Origin of the sequence: Pseudomonas sp. PAGU 2196 (genome assembly GCF_022179005.1) — a bacterium.
GTDB lineage: Bacteria > Pseudomonadota > Gammaproteobacteria > Pseudomonadales > Pseudomonadaceae > Aquipseudomonas > Aquipseudomonas kermanshahensis.
The window spans coordinates 1-17,378 of record NZ_BNTL01000009.1; the positions used below are offsets into that span (position 1 = coordinate 1).

The 17,378-nt window shown below is 61.7% G+C and carries 19 protein-coding genes; 10 read left to right on the forward strand and 9 right to left on the reverse strand.

Annotated features, from left to right (window positions below; genetic code table 11):
• Nucleotides 1–213, reverse strand: a 213-nt coding sequence (locus MFF34_RS08185) for a hypothetical protein (protein ID WP_238212291.1), incomplete at its 3' end; no start/stop codon positions are given.
• A gap of 156 nt (nucleotides 214–369) precedes the next feature.
• Nucleotides 370–1,569, reverse strand: a complete 1,200-nt coding sequence (tyrS, locus tag MFF34_RS08190) for a tyrosine--tRNA ligase (RefSeq protein WP_238212294.1) — start codon at nucleotides 1,567–1,569, stop codon at nucleotides 370–372.
• Nucleotides 1,570–1,786: 217 nt separating this feature from the next.
• Between tyrS and MFF34_RS08195 the strand changes: the two genes are divergently transcribed.
• Both MFF34_RS08195 and MFF34_RS08200 read left to right on the forward strand, forming a co-directional pair.
• Nucleotides 1,787–3,208, forward strand: coding sequence for a peptidoglycan DD-metalloendopeptidase family protein (locus tag MFF34_RS08195; RefSeq protein WP_099428193.1), 1,422 nt, complete (start codon nucleotides 1,787–1,789; stop codon nucleotides 3,206–3,208).
• A 3-nt stretch (nucleotides 3,209–3,211) separates the two neighbouring features.
• Complete coding sequence (locus tag MFF34_RS08200; protein WP_238212297.1) at nucleotides 3,212–4,303, forward strand: anhydro-N-acetylmuramic acid kinase; 1,092 nt, start codon at nucleotides 3,212–3,214, stop codon at nucleotides 4,301–4,303.
• A 58-nt stretch (nucleotides 4,304–4,361) separates the two neighbouring features.
• Here MFF34_RS08200 and erpA read toward each other — a convergent pair whose 3' ends face one another.
• Together erpA and argC are read right to left on the reverse strand one after the other, a co-directional pair.
• The gene (gene erpA, locus MFF34_RS08205; RefSeq protein ID WP_099455778.1) at nucleotides 4,362–4,712 is read right to left on the reverse strand and encodes an iron-sulfur cluster insertion protein ErpA; all 351 of its coding nucleotides are present in this window, start codon (nucleotides 4,710–4,712) and stop codon (nucleotides 4,362–4,364) included.
• A 146-nt stretch (nucleotides 4,713–4,858) separates the two neighbouring features.
• Complete coding sequence (argC, locus tag MFF34_RS08210) at nucleotides 4,859–5,893, reverse strand: N-acetyl-gamma-glutamyl-phosphate reductase (RefSeq protein ID WP_008089527.1); 1,035 nt, start codon at nucleotides 5,891–5,893, stop codon at nucleotides 4,859–4,861.
• A gap of 142 nt (nucleotides 5,894–6,035) precedes the next feature.
• Between argC and hemJ the strand changes: the two genes are divergently transcribed.
• The 6 genes from hemJ to MFF34_RS08240 all read left to right on the forward strand — a co-directional run bounded on the left by hemJ (nucleotide 6,036) and on the right by MFF34_RS08240 (nucleotide 10,463).
• The gene (hemJ, locus tag MFF34_RS08215; RefSeq protein ID WP_099428191.1) at nucleotides 6,036–6,461 is read left to right on the forward strand and encodes a protoporphyrinogen oxidase HemJ; all 426 of its coding nucleotides are present in this window, start codon (nucleotides 6,036–6,038) and stop codon (nucleotides 6,459–6,461) included.
• 26 nt (nucleotides 6,462–6,487) lie between these two features.
• A complete protein-coding gene (locus MFF34_RS08220; RefSeq protein WP_238212307.1) occupies nucleotides 6,488–7,444 on the forward strand; it encodes a nitronate monooxygenase family protein in 957 nt (318 codons plus the stop codon).
• Nucleotides 7,445–7,512: 68 nt separating this feature from the next.
• The gene (locus MFF34_RS08225; protein ID WP_238212309.1) at nucleotides 7,513–8,295 is read left to right on the forward strand and encodes an SDR family oxidoreductase; all 783 of its coding nucleotides are present in this window, start codon (nucleotides 7,513–7,515) and stop codon (nucleotides 8,293–8,295) included.
• Nucleotides 8,296–8,359: 64 nt separating this feature from the next.
• Nucleotides 8,360–8,698 (forward strand): histidine triad nucleotide-binding protein, encoded by a 339-nt coding sequence (locus MFF34_RS08230; RefSeq protein ID WP_027594412.1) that lies wholly within the window; start codon nucleotides 8,360–8,362, stop codon nucleotides 8,696–8,698.
• A 65-nt stretch (nucleotides 8,699–8,763) separates the two neighbouring features.
• The gene (gene coq7, locus MFF34_RS08235) at nucleotides 8,764–9,411 is read left to right on the forward strand and encodes a 2-polyprenyl-3-methyl-6-methoxy-1,4-benzoquinone monooxygenase (protein ID WP_027594411.1); all 648 of its coding nucleotides are present in this window, start codon (nucleotides 8,764–8,766) and stop codon (nucleotides 9,409–9,411) included.
• A gap of 11 nt (nucleotides 9,412–9,422) precedes the next feature.
• On the forward strand, nucleotides 9,423–10,463 hold the full coding sequence (locus MFF34_RS08240; protein WP_238212311.1) for a DUF2157 domain-containing protein: 1,041 nt from the start codon (nucleotides 9,423–9,425) through the stop codon (nucleotides 10,461–10,463).
• 40 nt (nucleotides 10,464–10,503) lie between these two features.
• On the opposite strand, the gene MFF34_RS08245 is transcribed toward MFF34_RS08240, so the two are convergent.
• Nucleotides 10,504–10,926 (reverse strand): OsmC family protein, encoded by a 423-nt coding sequence (locus MFF34_RS08245; protein WP_027594409.1) that lies wholly within the window; start codon nucleotides 10,924–10,926, stop codon nucleotides 10,504–10,506.
• A 191-nt stretch (nucleotides 10,927–11,117) separates the two neighbouring features.
• Here MFF34_RS08245 and crp point away from each other — a divergent pair, with 191 nt between their 5' ends.
• Nucleotides 11,118–11,762 (forward strand): cAMP-activated global transcriptional regulator CRP, encoded by a 645-nt coding sequence (crp, locus tag MFF34_RS08250; protein WP_027594408.1) that lies wholly within the window; start codon nucleotides 11,118–11,120, stop codon nucleotides 11,760–11,762.
• On the opposite strand, the gene MFF34_RS08255 is transcribed toward crp, so the two are convergent.
• From MFF34_RS08255 to MFF34_RS08270, 4 genes are all read right to left on the reverse strand, one after another.
• A complete protein-coding gene (locus MFF34_RS08255; RefSeq protein WP_186681377.1) occupies nucleotides 11,759–12,463 on the reverse strand; it encodes a lipoate--protein ligase family protein in 705 nt (234 codons plus the stop codon). The two genes, crp and MFF34_RS08255, sit on opposite strands and share 4 nt — an antisense overlap.
• Nucleotides 12,464–12,607: 144 nt before the next feature.
• The gene (trpC, locus tag MFF34_RS08260; RefSeq protein ID WP_099428188.1) at nucleotides 12,608–13,441 is read right to left on the reverse strand and encodes an indole-3-glycerol phosphate synthase TrpC; all 834 of its coding nucleotides are present in this window, start codon (nucleotides 13,439–13,441) and stop codon (nucleotides 12,608–12,610) included.
• Nucleotides 13,438–14,487, reverse strand: coding sequence for an anthranilate phosphoribosyltransferase (gene trpD / locus MFF34_RS08265; RefSeq protein WP_027594405.1), 1,050 nt, complete (start codon nucleotides 14,485–14,487; stop codon nucleotides 13,438–13,440). Before trpD ends, trpC begins: the two co-directional genes overlap by 4 nt.
• A 9-nt stretch (nucleotides 14,488–14,496) precedes the next feature.
• Nucleotides 14,497–15,090 (reverse strand): aminodeoxychorismate/anthranilate synthase component II, encoded by a 594-nt coding sequence (locus MFF34_RS08270; protein WP_238212313.1) that lies wholly within the window; start codon nucleotides 15,088–15,090, stop codon nucleotides 14,497–14,499.
• Between the two features lie 373 nt (nucleotides 15,091–15,463).
• Between MFF34_RS08270 and estP the strand changes: the two genes are divergently transcribed.
• A complete protein-coding gene (estP, locus tag MFF34_RS08275) occupies nucleotides 15,464–17,353 on the forward strand; it encodes an esterase EstP (protein WP_238212328.1) in 1,890 nt (629 codons plus the stop codon).
• Nucleotides 17,354–17,378: the final 25 nt, after the last annotated feature.

The following is a 17,378-nucleotide window of genomic DNA, read 5'->3' on the forward strand; positions in this document are numbered from 1 at the left end:
TACGCTTTCCTCAGGGCCTGTCAAGCTTTTATTTTGAAGTTTTTCGCGAGAAACTCGTTTAGCTTCAAACACTTGGCTCGCTGCTATCTCTCGTAGCGGGAGGCGAATCATACAGCTTTTAGAAGCGCTGTCAACCACCATTTCAACCGCTGACGATCTTTCGATCGAAGCCCTTACAACACCACCTGAATCGATTAACTCGTTGATACTCAAGGAGTTTCTCGTTCCAATCACGCTGGAAGTGGGGCGCATTATAAGGGGATTCGAAACCCCGTCAACCTTTAATTTCACGAAACCTTAATATCGCTAAAAACAAAGCGGGGAGACCTGTCGGCCTCCCCGCTTCTATATAGCTACACCTACTAACGATCACTCAGCCTTTAGGGTGACCCGGGCAAATGCCTTCTTACCGGCCTGGCAAACGTGTGTGGCGCCCAGTGCAAATACGAAGTCGCGATCGACCACCGCACCATCTACCTTAACGGCACCGCCATTAAGCAGATCCCGCGCCATCGCCGAGTTCTTCACCAACCCCGCCCGGTTCAGCACCGCAGCGATCGGCAGGTCTTCAGCCGCAGTAACTTCGATTTCTGGCAAGTCTTCTGGCAACTCGCCTTCCTTCATTCGGTTGCCCGCCGCACGGTGAGCATTGGCAGCAGCCTCTTCACCATGGAAGCGCGCCACGATCTCTTCCGCCAGCTTGATCTTGATGTCGCGCGGGTTCGCGCCACTGGCAACATCAGCACGGAACTGCTCGATCTCTTCCATCGAGCGGAAGCTCAGCAGCTCGAAGTAACGCCACATCAGCGTGTCCGGGATCGACACCAGCTTGCTGTACATCACCCCTGGCGCTTCCTGGATGCCCACATAGTTGCCCAGCGACTTGGACATCTTCTTCACGCCGTCCAGCCCTTCGAGCAGCGGCATGGTCACGATGTTCTGCGCTTCCTGGCCATAGGCACGCTGCAGTTCACGCCCCATCAGCAGGTTGAACTTCTGGTCGGTACCGCCCAGTTCCACGTCAGCTTTCAGTGCCACCGAGTCATAGCCCTGCACCAGCGGGTAGAGGAACTCATGGATGGCGATCGGCTGATTGGTGGTGTAACGCTTGTCGAAGTCATCCCGCTCAAGCATGCGCGCAACGGTGTACTGCGATGCCAGGCGAATGAAGTCAGCTGGCGTAAGCGTGTCCATCCAGGTGGAGTTGAACGCAACCTCGGTCTTGGCCGGGTCGAGAATCTTGAACACCTGCTGTTTATAGGTCTCGGCGTTATCAAGTACCTGCTCGCGGGTCAGCGGCGGGCGCGTGGCGCTCTTGCCGCTCGGATCACCGATCATCCCGGTGAAATCACCAATCAGGAAGATGACCTGATGCCCCAGCTCCTGGAACTGGCGCAGCTTGTTGATCAGCACCGTGTGCCCAAGGTGCAGGTCAGGCGCAGTAGGGTCGAAGCCTGCCTTGATGCGCAGAGGTTGGCCGCGCTTGAGCTTCTCCACCAGTTCCGACTCGACCAATACTTCTTCCGCACCGCGCTTGATAAGCGCCAGCTGCTCTTCAACCGACTTCATAGACAGACCCGCAAGGCTCAGATTCAAGGGGAGCCAACCATACAAGATCGGCCATCAAATACAAGTTTCGCAACGGAATGTGACCTGACCGCAGGCTTGCGGCGTCTACGCGCCCTTGCGTGAAAATGGATTTGGTTATATTTTATACAGTTATTTCATCTTCATCATGTCATTCATCTTTTCCATATTCACTTTTCTTCAAAAAGTCACCTTACCTATGACCAACGAACCGCCTAAAGCGCCCCCGCTTTATCCGAAAAGCCATCTGTTGGCCGCCAGCGGCATCGCCGCCCTGCTCAGCCTGGCACTGCTGGTATTTCCCTCCAGCGAAGTCGAAGCCAAGAAAACCACCCTCAACCTCGAACTGGAAAGCCCGGTCGAGCAACTGAAAGAAGAATCCAAGGCCGCGCCGCTGGTGCAGGCTGACGCTGAGCAAAGCTCGCCGTTCGCCCAGATCGAAGAGGCCGATTCGGCCACCGAGAAAGCCGAACAGGAAAAGCCTGCAGCAGCACCGGTAGCCGAGGCCGCCAAGCAGCCCGGCCACCGCGAAGTCACCGTAGCGCGTGGCGACACCCTCTCCACCCTGTTCGCCAAGGTCGGCTTGCCAGCCAGCGCGGTTCATGAGGTGCTGGCCAGCAACAAGCAGGCGAAGCAGTTCAGCCAGCTCAAGCACGGCCAGGTGCTGCAGTTCGAGCTCGACAAAGACGGCCAGCTGACCAACCTGCACAGCAAGGTCAGCAACCTTGAAACCATTCGCCTGACCAAAAACGCCAAGGGCTACACCTTCAACCGCGAAATCAGCAAGCCCGTGGTCCGCACGGCCTATGCCCATGGCGTGATCAAGAGCTCGTTGTCGGCCTCCGCCCAACGCGCCGGCCTTTCCCACAGCATGACCATGGACATGGCTCGCGTCCTTGGCTACGACATCGACTTCGCCCAGGACATCCGCCCGGGCGACGAATTCGACGTGGTGTACGAGCAGAAAGTCATGGATGGCAAGGTGGTTGGCACCGGCAACATCCTCTCTGCGCGCTTCACCAACCGCGGCAAAACCTACACTGCGGTGCGTTACACCAACAAACAAGGCAATACCAGCTACTACACCGCCGATGGCAACAGCCTGCGCAAAGCGTTCATCCGTACCCCGGTGGACTTCGCCCGCATCAGCTCACGCTTCTCCGCTGGCCGCAAACACCCGATTCTGAACAAAATCCGCGCCCACAAAGGCGTCGACTATGCCGCCCCCCGCGGCACACCGATCAAGGCAGCGGGTGACGGCCGTATCGAACTGGCCGGGCGCCGTGGCGGCTACGGCAACACCGTGATCATCCAGCACGGCAACCGCTACAAGACTCTTTACGGCCACATGCAAGGCTTTGCCAAAGGCATCAAGACCGGCGGCTCGGTCAAGCAGGGCCAGATCATCGGCTACATCGGCACCACCGGCCTCTCCACAGGCCCGCACCTGCATTACGAGTTCCAGGTCAACGGCGTTCACGTCGACCCGCTGAGCCAGAAAGTGCCGATGTCCGACCCGATCGCCAAGGCCGAACGCCAACGCTTCCTGCAGCAGAGCCAGCCACTGATCGCCCGCATGGATCAGGAAAAGGCCACCATGCTCGCAGCGAACAAGCGCTAAGCCATGGCGCTTTATCTGGGGGTCATGTCCGGTACCAGCTTAGATGGCCTGGACATCGCCCTGATCGAACAGCGCGAGCAGCCTCAACTGCTCGCCACTCACTATATCCCCATGCCTACCGACCTTCGCCAGGACTTGCTGAGCCTTTGCGCCAGCGGCCCTGACGAGATTGCCCGCGCTGCATTGGCCGAGAACCGCTGGGCCAGCCTGGCAGCCGAAGGCATCGGTCACCTGCTCGCGAGCCAGGGCTTGCAAGCCAATGCTGTCCGCGCCATCGGCAGCCATGGCCAGACAATCCGCCATGAACCCGCCCGCGGCTTCACGGTGCAAATCGGCAACCCGGCGCTGCTTGCCGAGCTTACCCAGATCAGCGTGATCGGCGACTTTCGACGCCGCGATGTAGCCGCTGGCGGGCAAGGGGCTCCACTGGTCCCGGCCTTTCACGAAACGCTGTTCGGCCACCTGGGCAAACGGCTCGCCGTGCTTAATGTCGGCGGCTTCAGCAACCTCAGCCTGATTGCCAACGACACGCCGGTGCATGGTTTCGACTGTGGGCCGGGCAACGTGCTGCTGGACGCCTGGATCGAGCACTCGCGCGGCCAGCATTACGATGCTGACGGCGCCTGGGCGGCGAGTGGCGTGGTGATCGAGGACCTGCTTGCGGCGCTGTTGCGCGACCCGTTCTTTGCAGGCGCCGGCCCCAAGAGCACAGGCCGCGAAGTGTTCAACCTGGCGTGGCTGCGCAGCCACCTGAGCCAGCTGCCGCCCTACCGTGCCGAGGATGTGCAGGCGACCCTGCTGGAGCTGACCGCGCGCAGCATCATCGAATCACTGTGCACTGCGCAGCAAGGCACTGAGGCACTGCTGGTGTGCGGTGGCGGGGCCCGCAACGGCACACTGATGCGCCGGCTTGCCCAACTGTTGCCAGGTGCCCAGGTGGACAGCACCGCAGCGCATGGCGTCGACCCGGACTGGGTAGAGGCCATGGCCTTTGCCTGGCTTGCCCATTGCTGCCTGGAAGGCATTCCAGCCAACCGCCCCAGCGTGACAGCAGCCCGTGGGCTGCGCGTGCTTGGCGCCATCTACCCCGCTTAACACTCCGCCAGAATGCAAAACGCCGCGCAAATGCGCGGCGTTTTCGTACAGCCCGTGATCAGATCGAGAACGAAGAACCACAGCCGCAGGTGGTGGCGGCGTTCGGGTTCTTGATGACGAAGCGCGAGCCTTCCAGGCCTTCCTGATAGTCCACTTCGGCACCTGCCAGGTACTGGAAGCTCATCGGGTCGACCACCAGCGACACGCCTTCACGCTCGACGATGGTGTCATCTTCGGCCACATCTTCATCGAAGGTGAAACCATACTGGAAGCCCGAGCAGCCACCGCCGGTCACGAACACACGCAACTTCAGACGCTCATTGCCTTCCTCGTTGACCAGGGTCTTCACCTTTTGGGCTGCCCCTTGGGTGAATTCCAGACCGGTAGGGGTGAAGGTTTCGACGCTCATGCTGATTCTCCCGGCGCAGTTGCCGCCATAAAACTCGATGACGCGCATTATCCGCTTCTCCGAGAAAAATGGTCAAGAATTGTGCGGCTTTAGTCGCGCCCACAAAAAGGCCCGCACACGGCGGGCCCCTGTGCCAGCTTACCCTGTTAAGGGAGCAGGCCCGCGTGGGACAGGCCCATACGCTCATCCAGACCGAACAGGATATTGAGGTTCTGCACCGCCTGGCCCGACGCGCCCTTGACCAGGTTGTCGATCACCGACAGCACCACCACCAGATCACCGCCCTGCGGACGATGCACAGCGATACGGCAGACGTTCGCACCGCGCACGCTGCGGGTTTCCGGGTGGCTGCCAGCGGGCATCACATCGACGAACGGTTCATCGGCATAACGCTTCTCGAACAGCGCCTGCAGATCGACCGACGTATCTGCCACGGTGGCGTACAGGGTGGCGTGGATACCCCGGATCATGGGCGTGAGGTGCGGCACGAAGGTCAGGCCAATATCCTTGCCCGCCGCCAGGCGCAAGCCCTGGCTGATTTCTGGCAGGTGGCGATGGCCCTTGACCGCATAGGCCTTCATGCTCTCGCCAGCCTCACAGAACAGCGAGCCCACTGCAGCGCCACGCCCAGCACCACTGACACCCGACTTGCAGTCGGCAATCAGGCGCGACGGGTCGGCCAGGCCAGCCTCCAGCAGTGGCAAGAAGCCCAGCTGGGTGGCCGTCGGGTAGCAGCCCGGGACCGCAATCAGGCGTGCCTGGCGGATTTTTTCGCGGTTGACTTCAGGCAGGCCATAGACGGCGTCCTTGAGCAGCTCAGGCGCGCCATGAGGCTGGCCGTACCACTTGCCCCACTCGGTAGCATCCTGCAGACGGAAGTCGGCAGACAGGTCGATCACTTTGGTGCCAGCCGCCAGCAGTTCGCCTGCCAAGGCGTGGGCGACACCATGGGGCGTTGCGAAAAACACCACGTCGCACGCCGCCAGGGCCTTGCTGTCCGGCACGCTGAACGCCAGGCCGTCATAATGGCCGCGCAGGTTCGGGTACATGTCAGCTACCGCCACGCCCGCTTCGGAGCGCGAAGTGATGACCGCCACTTCGGCCTGTGGATGCTGCGCCAGCAGACGCAACAGTTCGACGCCGGTGTAACCCGTGCCGCCGACGATACCGACCTTGATCATAACGCTTGCCCCTTATCAACGAGCCCACTGGAAAGCGCACGATAATAGGGGCGCAAGCCGCCTGTAACAACTCTTCGGGTGACCCTTCGGGCGCTTGACCACTACTATCTGACGACCGTGAAAACCTGAAGGAACTCCCTCAATGCTTTACCTATGGATCAAAGCGCTGCATATCATCAGCGTGGTCTGCTGGTTCGCCGGCCTGTTCTACCTGCCCCGGCTGTTCGTCTACCACGCCCAGAGCCAGGACAGCATCAGCCAGGACCGCTTCGTGACCATGGAGCGCAAGCTGTACCGCGGCATCATGAACCCGGCCATGATCGCCACCTATGTGTTCGGCGCCTGGATGCTCTACCTGACCCCGGGCTGGCTGAGCCAAGGCTGGCTGCACGCCAAGCTCACCCTGGTCATCCTGCTGACCGGCTACCATCACATGTGCGGCGCGCAGCGCAAACGCTTCGCCAGCGGCGCCAATACCCGCAGCCACGTCTACTACCGCTGGTTCAACGAAGTCCCGGTGCTGTTCCTGCTGGGTATCGTAATTCTCGTGGTGGTCAAACCGTTCTGACGGTAACCCCCTACAGGAGCCTTGCCATGTCATTGCCCGCCTCGCTCGAACAACGCCTGCGCCTGCCCGTGGTGGCAGCACCGATGTTCCTGATTTCCAACCCGAGCCTGGTTCTGGCCTGCTGCGCCAGTGGCGTGGTGGGCAGCTTCCCGGCGCTGAACCAGCGCGACAGTGCCGGGTTCAAGGCTTGGCTAGAAGAGATCGAGGCAGGCCTGGCACAGTTGCAAGCACCGGCCCCCTATGCGGTGAACCTGATCGTGCACCCGACCAACCCGCGCTTGCAGGCCGACCTGGCCCTATGTGTAGCGCACAAGGTGCCGATCGTCATCACCAGCCTGGGCGCGGTGAAGGAAGTGGTCGATGCCGTGCACAGCTACGGCGGCCTGGTATTCCATGATGTCACCACCCGCCGCCATGCCGAGAAAGCCGCCGAGGCCGGCGTCGATGGCTTGATCGCCGTCGCGGCGGGTGCCGGCGGCCATGCCGGTACCTGGAGCCCATTCGCCCTGGTGGCCGAAATCCGGCAGTTCTTCGACAAGACCCTGCTGCTTGCGGGCTGCATCAACCATGGCCATGAAATTCTCGCGGCACAACTGCTCGGTGCGGACCTGGCATACATGGGCACCCGCTTCATTGCCACCGCGCAAAGCCAGGCCCAGGATGCCTACAAGCAGATGCTGCTCGATGCCCATGCCGTGGATATCGTCCACACCCCGGCGGTCTCCGGTGTGCCGGCGAGTTTCCTGCGCCCGAGCCTGGAGCAGGCGGGCTATGACATGAACGCACTCAAGAGTGGTCACGAACTGGGCAAGCTCAAGCCGATCGACGACGAAGCCAAGGCCTGGAAAACCGTATGGTCGGCAGGCCAGGGGGTGGGCGATATCCATGACCTGCCGGACGCCCGCGTGCTGATCGAACGCCTGCAAAGCGAGTACCGGGAAGCCCTGGATCGCTGCCAGGGTATTCGCGCTCAGGCCTTGTAGCAAAAGGCAACACCTTGCCCAGCCAAGCTGTACACTAGGCGCCCTCTTCAGCCCCCAGGAGCCTTTGCATGACCCGTTACGCCATGATCACTGGTGCTTCCAGCGGCCTGGGCCTGGCCCTGGCGGAAGCGCTGGCACGGCGCGGGCGCAATCTGATCCTGGTGGCACGTCAGCGTGAAACGGTGGAGCCGGTGGCCGTCGAGCTGACCCAACGCTTCGGTGTCGAAGTGTTGTTCCGCGCCTGTGACCTCAGCCAGCCGCTTCGCCTTTCGGGCTTTGTGCTAGAGCTGGAAGAAGGTGAGCGGCGTATCGACCTGCTGGTCAACTGCGCGGGGCTACGCACCTACGGGCCGTTCCTGGCCCACGAGTGGGCCGACGAGCAGGACCTGCTGGAGGTCAATATCCTGGCCATGAGCCGCCTCTGCCATGCCATCGGCAACCTGATGGCTGTACAGGGTGGCGGGCAGATCCTCAATGTCGCAGGCCTGGCCGGCGTCGCACCGGGCCCCTGGATGGCGGCCTACGCGGCCAGCAAAGCTTATGTGTTGAGTTTCTCCCAAGCATTGCGCGAGGAGCTCAAGCGCACCGGCATCAAGGTCTCGGTACTCTGCCCTGGCCCGGTGCGCTCTTCGCGCCGGCGCATTCCGCGGCTCGAGGGCAGCACGCGCTGCCTCAGCCCCGAGGAAGTGGCGCTGTACACCGTGCGTGCCCTGGACAAAAACCGCACGCTGATCACCCCCGACCGACGCAATCGCTGGCTGGCGTTCGCGCCACGCCTGCTACCGCGCTGGTTGGTGCGCAAGCTCGCCGGGGTAATCCATCGCCGCTACTGCCCGGTCGGAATGGAATAGCCACTGGGCGAGCGGCGCCCGGCTGAGTACACTCGGCCCGGACCCTCACCATGGAGCAAGTGCTGTGGACGATTTATTCACCAGGATCATCAACCGGGAAATCCCGGCGAAGATCATTTACGAGGACGACCAGGTTCTGGCGTTCCACGATATCGCCCCCCAGGCGCCCGTGCATTTTCTGGTCATCCCGAAAAAGCACATCCGCACCCTCAACGATTTGACCGAAGAGGATAAAGGCCTGGCCGGCCACATCCTGTTCACTGCTCAGCGCCTGGCCAAGGAACTGGGTTGCGATGACGGCTTCCGCGTGGTCATGAACTGCAACGAGCAAGGTGGGCAGACCGTCTACCACATCCATATGCACGTACTTGGCCAACGCCAGATGCACTGGCCACCGGGCTGATCCAGGGCAAGCGACCCTTGCGCTATTGCGGTAAACTGTCGGGCACACTCTTGCGGAGGTGCCCGATGGCTACCGAACGTCACTACTCGCCGCTCGACCGCTTGTTGCTGCAGGCCGATACCGCCATGCGCACCTTGCTGCCCTTCAGCGGCCAACCGTCCCGCCCATCCCCGGCCATCGTCCAGCCGGATGCCGACCTGGACGACGCCCAGAGCCGCCACATTGCCGGCCTCATGCGCATCAACCATACCGGCGAGGTCTGCGCCCAGGCGCTGTACCAAGGCCAGGCCCTGACCGCCAAGCTGCCCCAGGTACGCAAAGCCATGGAGCACGCCGCCGAGGAAGAAATCGACCACCTGGCCTGGTGTGAACAGCGCATTCGTCAGCTGAACAGCCACCCGAGCGTGCTCAACCCATTGTTCTACGGCATGTCGTTTGGCATTGGCGCCCTCGCGGGCCTGGTCAGCGACAAGGTCAGCCTGGGCTTCGTCGCGGCCACCGAGCATCAGGTGTGCAAACACCTGGACGAACACCTGGAGCAAATCCCGCACGAGGACGAAAAGTCCCGCGCAATTCTCGAGCAGATGCGCATCGATGAAGAGCAGCACGCCGAATCTGCCCTCGAAGCGGGCGGCTATCGCTTCCCTGCCCCTGTGCGTTTCGGCATGAGCCTGCTGGCCAAGGTCATGACCAAAAGCACTTACCGCATCTGAAGGCACCCCCCATGACGGAACGATTCAGCGCCAAGGACCTGGCGCGTGCCGTGCAAGCCGGCATCCTTCAGCCGGGCCAAGACCAGGCCCTGCTGCAGTTTCTGCGCCAGCAACCGGCAACACGTGGCAGCTTTCAGCTGGCGCATGTCGCCTTCTATTTCGGCGCCTTGCTCATCATGGCCGCCATGGGCTGGCTGCTGACCGAAGCCTGGATGTCGATCGGCGACTGGGCACTGCTGGCCATTGCCACCTTGTACATCGTCCTGCTAACCCTCTTTGCCCTTAATTTGCAACGGCGCGCTCAGCCGATTGCAGCCGGTGTACTGGCGGCGGTCGCGGTCAGCATCGTGCCGCTGGCGGTATTCGCCATCGAGCGCCTGGTGGGCTGGTGGCCGATGGATGACAGGCAAACCGCCTATCACCAGTACTACACCTATGTGCAGGGTGGCTGGCTGATGATGGAAGCGGCAACTGTTATTGCCGGGTTGCTCATGCTAAGGCTGATCCCCTTCCCGTTCATCATGATGCCGATTGCCGTGGCGCTGTGGTTCATGTCGATGGACCTCAGCGAATGGTTCTATGGCTCGCCGTTCAGCTGGGAACAACGACGCGAAGTGTCGCTGTGGTTCGGCTTGGGCATGCTGCTGGTGTTTCTGGTGGTGGACGGCCGCACGCGTGAGGACTACGCCCACTGGGGGTATCTGGCTGGGCTAGCGGCGTTCTGGGGGGGGTTGACCTTGGTAGACAGCGGCAGCGAATTGGGCAAGGCCCTCTACTGCCTGATCAATATCGGCCTGATGGGCATCGCCGTGCTGTTACGCAGGCCGGTGTTCATGGTGTTCGGGGCATTGGGCGTGGCGGCTTACCTGGGGTACCTGTCTTACGAGGTATTCGCCGAATCGCTGCTGTTCCCAGTGGTGGTGACGGCGATTGGTCTGGGGGTTATCTGGCTGGGTCTGGTTTACCAGAAGCGGCGGGAGCGGTTGAGCCAGGCCTTCAGAAACGTATTACCGCAGTGGTTGCGAGTGGCCCTTCCGGCGCTGCGTAACTGACGTTAGCTGGGGCCGCTTCGCGGCCCCAACAATCCAGCACTTAACCCAGCTCTACAATCTCGTAACCGTGGGTAATCTCGACACCTGCACGCTCCAGCATGATCGAAGCCGAGCAGTACTTCTCCGCCGACAGCTCCACGGCGCGTTTGACCTGGGCCTCTTTCAAGCCACGGCCCTTGACCACGAAGTTCATGTGGATCTTGGTGAACACCTTCGGGTCTTCACTGGCGCGCTCAGCCTCCAGAAACGCCTCGCAGCTTTCCACGGCCTGGCGCGACTTCTTCAAGATGCTCACCACATCGAAACTGCTGCAACCACCCAGGCCCAGCAACAGCATTTCCATCGGGCGCACGCCCAGGTTTCGGCCACCGGCCTCGGGTGGGCCGTCCATCACGACGACATGCCCGCTCCCCGACTCGCCGAGGAACATCGCGTCACCGGCCCACTGGATACGTGCCTTCATCTACCCGGACTCCTAATATTCGGAAAAGGGTGTCAGCTTAGACCTTGTGTGGCTGTCGGAAAAGCTCGAGACGTGTCGGTTTAGTACCGAAACATCCTGTAGTGTCTGATAAGCTGGCGCCAAATGACTGGCGCGTTCTGCCAGACACTCTCTATAAGAAACCTATGCGTCGTATCGAACAGGATTTCGTGATGGTTGCCTCCGCCCTACCCGCCAAGATCAAGAACATCGACAAACTGCTGGTGCACTGCCAACGCCGCCGCTACACCGCTAAAAGCAACATCATCTGCGCCGGCGACAAGGCCGAAACACTGTCGTTCATCATCAAGGGTTCGGTGACCATCCTGATCGAGGACGACGATGGTCACGAAATGATCATTGCCTACCTCAACAATGGCGATTTCTTTGGCGAGCTGGGCCTTTTCGAGCCCGTAGAAGGCGAGCAGCAGCGCAGCGCCTGGGTCCGCGCCAAGACTGAATGCGAAGTAGCAGAGATCAGTTACGACAAGTTTCGCGAACTCTCCCGCCAGGACCCCGACATCCTCTACGCCCTGGGCGGCCAGATGGCCCAGCGCCTGCGTAACACCACGCGCAAGGTTGGCGACCTGGCCTTCTTCGATGTCACCGGGCGTGTTGCCCGCTGCCTGCTCGAACTGTGCAAACAACCCGATGCGATGACCCACCCGGACGGTATGCAGATCAAGATCACTCGGCAGGAGATTGGGCGTATCGTCGGTTGTTCGCGGGAGATGGTCGGCCGCGTCCTCAAAGACCTCGAGGAACGCAGCCTGGTGCAGGTCAAGGGCAAGACCATGGTGGTCTACGGTACCCGTTAGTCCTTGGGCAAATCAGCCAGCACCTTGGCATAAGCCTGTGACAGGCGCTCGAACCAGGGCGCTTGGGGCGCCACTTCGTGCAAGGCAATATGCGCATCGGCGCGGCAGCGCTGCTCCAGCTCGCAGCATTCGTTGAAGCGGTTGACTGCCGCGACCATCGATTCACGCTCGTTATCCAGCAGCAACGCGCCATGCACCAACACCACCGGGCGTTTGCCACCCAGCCCCTGGCGCCAGCGTTGGGCCGTGCCGACCAGTTTGCGGCCATTGAGGTTGACGTTATAGCGGCCGTCGCAGAACGCACCGTCGATCTCGCCCACCGAAGCCACCCCGCCCCACTCGCGTAGTACTTCGCACAACGGCAAGCAAAGGCGCTCGTAGGCATTTTCGATGCGACCATGGTCACCTTCACTGCGCGGCGCCACATAGACCAGCGCCACATTGACCGTGGCATGCGACTGCGGCACCGGTTCACCGCCGGTCTCGCGCAACAGCACCGGCCAGCCAGCGATCGCCAGCTCGGCACAGGCGGCTTCGAAGTTGTCCAGACGGCTCATGCGCCGCGGCATGACCAGGGCATGGTCGGTCGGGCGCCAAAACAGCACACCGCTGTCGCGTTCGCCGCGGCAGACGGCGGCCAGCAGGTCCTGTTCGGCATGCAGGCCTTGTTCAACGGTCAGTGCCAGGGGTTGATCGGTCATTGATCCACCTTTGATGTTGTTATCGATCCCCGCAGGTTCAACACAGCCACAAGGGCGCCGAAGTACCTGTGGGTGCGGGTTTACCCGCGAAAGGGCCATTACAGGCATACAAAAAAGCCGGCAGTCACGCCGGCTTCGTTTCGATCAGTCCAGTGGCTGAACAGTCTTCTTCACCTGCTCCGGGAAGAACAACCGCTGCAATTCCAGCCCAGGCTGATCAGCGCGCATGAACGCCTCACCCACCAGGAACGAGTAAACCTCGTTGATTGCCATCAGCTCTACATCGGCCCGGTTGAGGATACCGCTCTCGGTAATCGCCAGGCGATCACGCGGAATACGCGGCAGCAGGTCAAGGGTGGTTTCCAGGCTGACCTCGAAGGTGTGCAGGTTGCGGTTGTTCACCCCCACCAGCGGCGTGTCGAGGGTTTTCAACGCACGCTCCAGCTCATCGCCGTCATGCACTTCGACCAACACATCTAGGCCGACATCCTTGGCTGTGGCAGCCAGTTCAGCCATCTTCACGTCATCCAGCGCCGAGACGATCAACAGCACGCAGTCAGCGCCCAGTGCACGGGCCTCGACGATCTGGTAGGGGTCGATCATGAAATCCTTGCGGATCACCGGCAACGACACTGCCGCGCGCGCCTGCTGCAGGTACACATCCGCGCCTTGGAAGTAATCCACATCGGTCAACACCGACAGGCAGGTCGCCCCGCCCTTCTCGTAGCTGACGGCAATTTCCGCTGGCACGAAGTGCTCGCGGATCACGCCCTTGCTCGGCGACGCCTTCTTGATCTCGGCAATGACCGCCGGCTGCTTGCGCTTGGCCTGCTCGATCAGCGCATTGGCAAAGCCACGTGGCGCGTCGGCGGCCTTGGCCAGGCGCTCCAGCTCAGCCAGGCTGACCCGGGCACTGCGCTCGGCCACTTCCTCAACTTTGCGAGCGATGATCTTTTCCAGCACGGTCGGTACGCTCATGCTTCGTTCTCCAGCTTGAATACGGCGGTGAAGGCACCCAGCTCCTGCAGTTTTTCCCAGGCAAGGCCGGTGTGCAGCACGTCATGGGCAAGTTCCACGCCCTGTGCCAGGGTCATGGCATGATCCGCGGCGTACAGCGCGGCGCCCGCATTGAGCACGATCATTTCCGCGGCTTTCTGGCCGTTCTCGGTCTTGCGTCGGCCCAGGGCATCACGAATCAACTCGAAAGAGGCCTGTGGGCCTTCAACCGCCAGGCCATGCAGGCTCTGGCTCTTCATGCCGAGGTCTTCAGGCTCTACCCAATACTCGGTGATCTGGCCATTTTTCAGCTCGGCGACAAACGTCGGCGCCGCCAGGCTGAACTCGTCCAGGCCGTCCTTGGAATGCACCACCAGCACGTGCTTGCTGCCCAACCGCTGCAGCACTTCGGCCAGCGGGCGGCACAGGGCCTGGGTGAATACGCCGACCACCTGGTGCTTCACACCGGCCGGATTCGTAAGCGGGCCCAGCATGTTGAACAGGGTGCGCAGGCCCAACTCACGGCGCGGGCCAGCGGCGTACTTCATTGCCTTGTGATGGCTCTGGGCAAACATGAAGCCGATGCCCAGGCTGTCGATGCAGCGGGCGACCTGCACGGGGGTCAGGTTCAGGTAGATGCCAGCGGCTTCCAGCAGGTCTGCGCTACCGCTCTTGCCCGAGACCGCACGGTTACCGTGCTTGGCCACCGGGCAACCGGCCGCGGCGAGCACAAACGAGGAGGCGGTGGAGACGTTGAAGATGTTGGCGCCATCGCCACCGGTGCCGACGATATCGACCACGCCATCGAGGCTCTTCAGCTCGACCTTGTCGGCCAGCTCACGCATCACCGACACCGCGCCGACGATCTCGTCGATGCTCTCGCTTTTCATGCGCATGCCCATCAGGAAGGCGCCGATCTGCGCCTCACTGCATTGACCGGTCATGATCTGACGCATGACGTCGCTCATTTCTTCGGTGGACAAGTCCAGATGACCGACGATGCGGCTCAGCGCGCTCTTGATATCCATGTTCGATCCTTAGCGGCGGCCGCCGGTCTGCTTGAGGAAGTTGGCGAACAGCTCGTGGCCCTGCTCGGTGAGGATGGACTCGGGGTGGAACTGCACCCCTTCGATATTCAGGGTCTTGTGGCGCAAGCCCATGATCTCGTCGACCGTACCGTCTGCATGGGCAGTCCAGGCAGTGACTTCCAGGCAATCGGGCAGGGTTTCACGCTTGACCACCAGGGAGTGGTAGCGAGTCACGGTCAGCGGGTTGTTGAGGCCGGCGAACACGCCCAGGTCGCGGTGCAGCACAGGGCTGGTCTTGCCGTGCATCACCTGGCGGGCACGCACGACGTCGCCGCCAAATGCCTGGCCGATCGACTGGTGGCCTAGGCAGACGCCCAGAATCGGCAGTTTGCCAGCAAAGCGCAGGATCGCCTCGATCGACACACCCGCCTCGCTCGGCGTGCAGGGGCCAGGGGAGACAACGATGCGCTCCGGGTTGAGGGCTTCGATTTCAGCGATGGTCATTTCGTCATTGCGAATGACCTTGACCTCGGCACCTAGCTCGCCGAGGTATTGGACGACGTTGTAAGTGAATGAGTCGTAGTTGTCGATCATCAGTAACATCGGGCTAAACCTCTTGAATCTACTGACTTCAGAATACGAACCTTCCTACACCGCCCGCAGCATGGCATTGCCACTAAGGGCATTCGGAAACGGATAAGAAGGCAAACAGAAACGGGCCGGGCTGGCCGGCAGGAGATAAAGTCAGGCGCGCCAACGCCAACGGGCGTGGGCCTTGATAACGCGCATCAAGAGTTTGCTGACGATCAACACAGGATAGGTCTCGCTCATACGTCCCGGCACAGTAGCCTACCGGGGCGATGGGCGCAATATGCCTGTAAACACGGGGAAACGAATGGACTTGGGAGACAAGCCCCGCGATTTGCTATGGTCGATCGGGTAGTCCTCATAAAAACAAAGAAAAGGATGTTCTCTGATGCGAAAAGCTCCCTTGTTGCGCTTTACCCTCGCCTCTTTGGCCCTGGCCTGCAGCCAGGCATTCGCTGCCCCTTCCCCTTATTCGACCTTGATCGTTTTTGGCGACAGCCTGAGTGATGCCGGCCAGTTTCCTGACCTGACCGGCGGTACGGCAGGCCAGCGTTTCACCAACCGCGATGCCGACGGTAACTTCGCGCCGGTTTCGCCGATGATTCTTGGCGGTCGGCTGGGCATCGGGCAAGACGAACTCAACCCCTCCACGTCGGTCGGCATCCGGCCTGATGGCAACAACTGGGCAGTGGGCGGCTACACGACACAGCAGATTCTCGATTCGATCACCGAGTCATCGAAAGTGATCGTCCCCCCCAATGGGCCGGCGCCAGGCTTTGTCTTCCGTGAACGCCCCGGCTACCTGGCCAATGGCCTGCGCGCCGACCCCAACGCGCTCTATTACCTCACCGGTGGCGGTAACGACTTCCTCCAGGGCCTGGTGAACAGCCCCGCCGATGCCGCCGCTGCTGGAGGCCGGCTGGCTGCCAGCGCCCAAGCCCTGCAACAAGGCGGCGCCCGCTACATCATGGTCTGGTTGCTGCCCGACCTGGGCCAAACACCGAACTTCAGCGGCACCCCGCAACAGAACCCGCTGTCGCTGCTGTCGGGCGTGTTCAACCAGTCACTGCTCAATCAACTCGGGCAGATCGACGCCGAGATCATCCCACTGAACATTCCGGTATTACTGGCTGAGGCCTTGGCCAGCCCGACCCAATTCGGCTTGGCCAGCGGCCAGAACCTGGTCGGCACCTGCTACAGCGGTCAAGGCTGCGTCGAAAACCCGGTCTACGGCATCAACGGCGCCACTCCGGACCCAACCAAACTGCTGTTCAACGACTCGGTACACCCGACCATTGCCGGCCAGCAGTTGATAGCTGATTACGCCTACTCGATCATCTCCGCCCCCTGGGAACTGACCCTGTTGCCGGAAATGGCCCACGCCACCCTGCGCGCCCACCAGGACGAGCTGCGCAACCAGTGGCAAACGCCCTGGCAAGCCGTGGGGCAATGGCAGGCCTTCGTCGCCACCGGCGCACAGGACCTGGACTTTGACGGCCAGCGCAGCGCGGCCAGCGGCGATGGCCGCGGCTACAACCTGACCCTGGGTGGCAGCTACCGTTTGAACGATGCCTGGCGCCTGGGCCTGGCGGGTGGCGTATACCGGCAGAAACTGGAGGCGGGTGAACAGGACTCGGACTACAAGCTCGACAGCTACCTGGCCACGGCGTTTGCCCAATACCGCCAGGACCACTGGTGGGCCGATGCTGCACTGACGGCCGGGCACTTGGACTACAGCGACCTCAAACGCACCTTCGCCCTCGGCGTGAATGACCGCAGCGAAAAAGGCGATACCGATGGTGAGGCGTGGGCGGTGACGGGCCGGCTGGGTTACAACCTGGCCGCCGAGAGCAGCCCGTGGCAACTGGCGCCGTTCATCAGCGCCGACTATGCCCGGGTCAAGGTCGATGGTTATGACGAGAAGAGCGGGCGCTCGACAGCGCTGGGCTTCGATGACCAGGAACGTACCTCGCGGCGGCTGGGCATCGGGCTGTTAGGCAGTGTGCAGGTGGCAACGGGGACGCGGCTGTTTGCCGAGGTTGCCCAGGAGCACGAGTTCGAGGATGACCAACAGGACGTGACGATGCACCTGACGACGTTGGCGGCGCACGACTTCACCCTGACCGGGTACACGCCGCACAGTGACCTGACCCGGGCCAGCTTGGGCTTGAGCCATGAGCTGATGGCGGGGGTGCATGTGCGAGGGAATTACAACTGGCGCAAGAGTGATGAGTTGACGCAGCAGGGGGTGAGTTTGGCGGTCAGCTTGGACTTCTGAGTGGTTTGGGCCCTGAGGAAGCGGG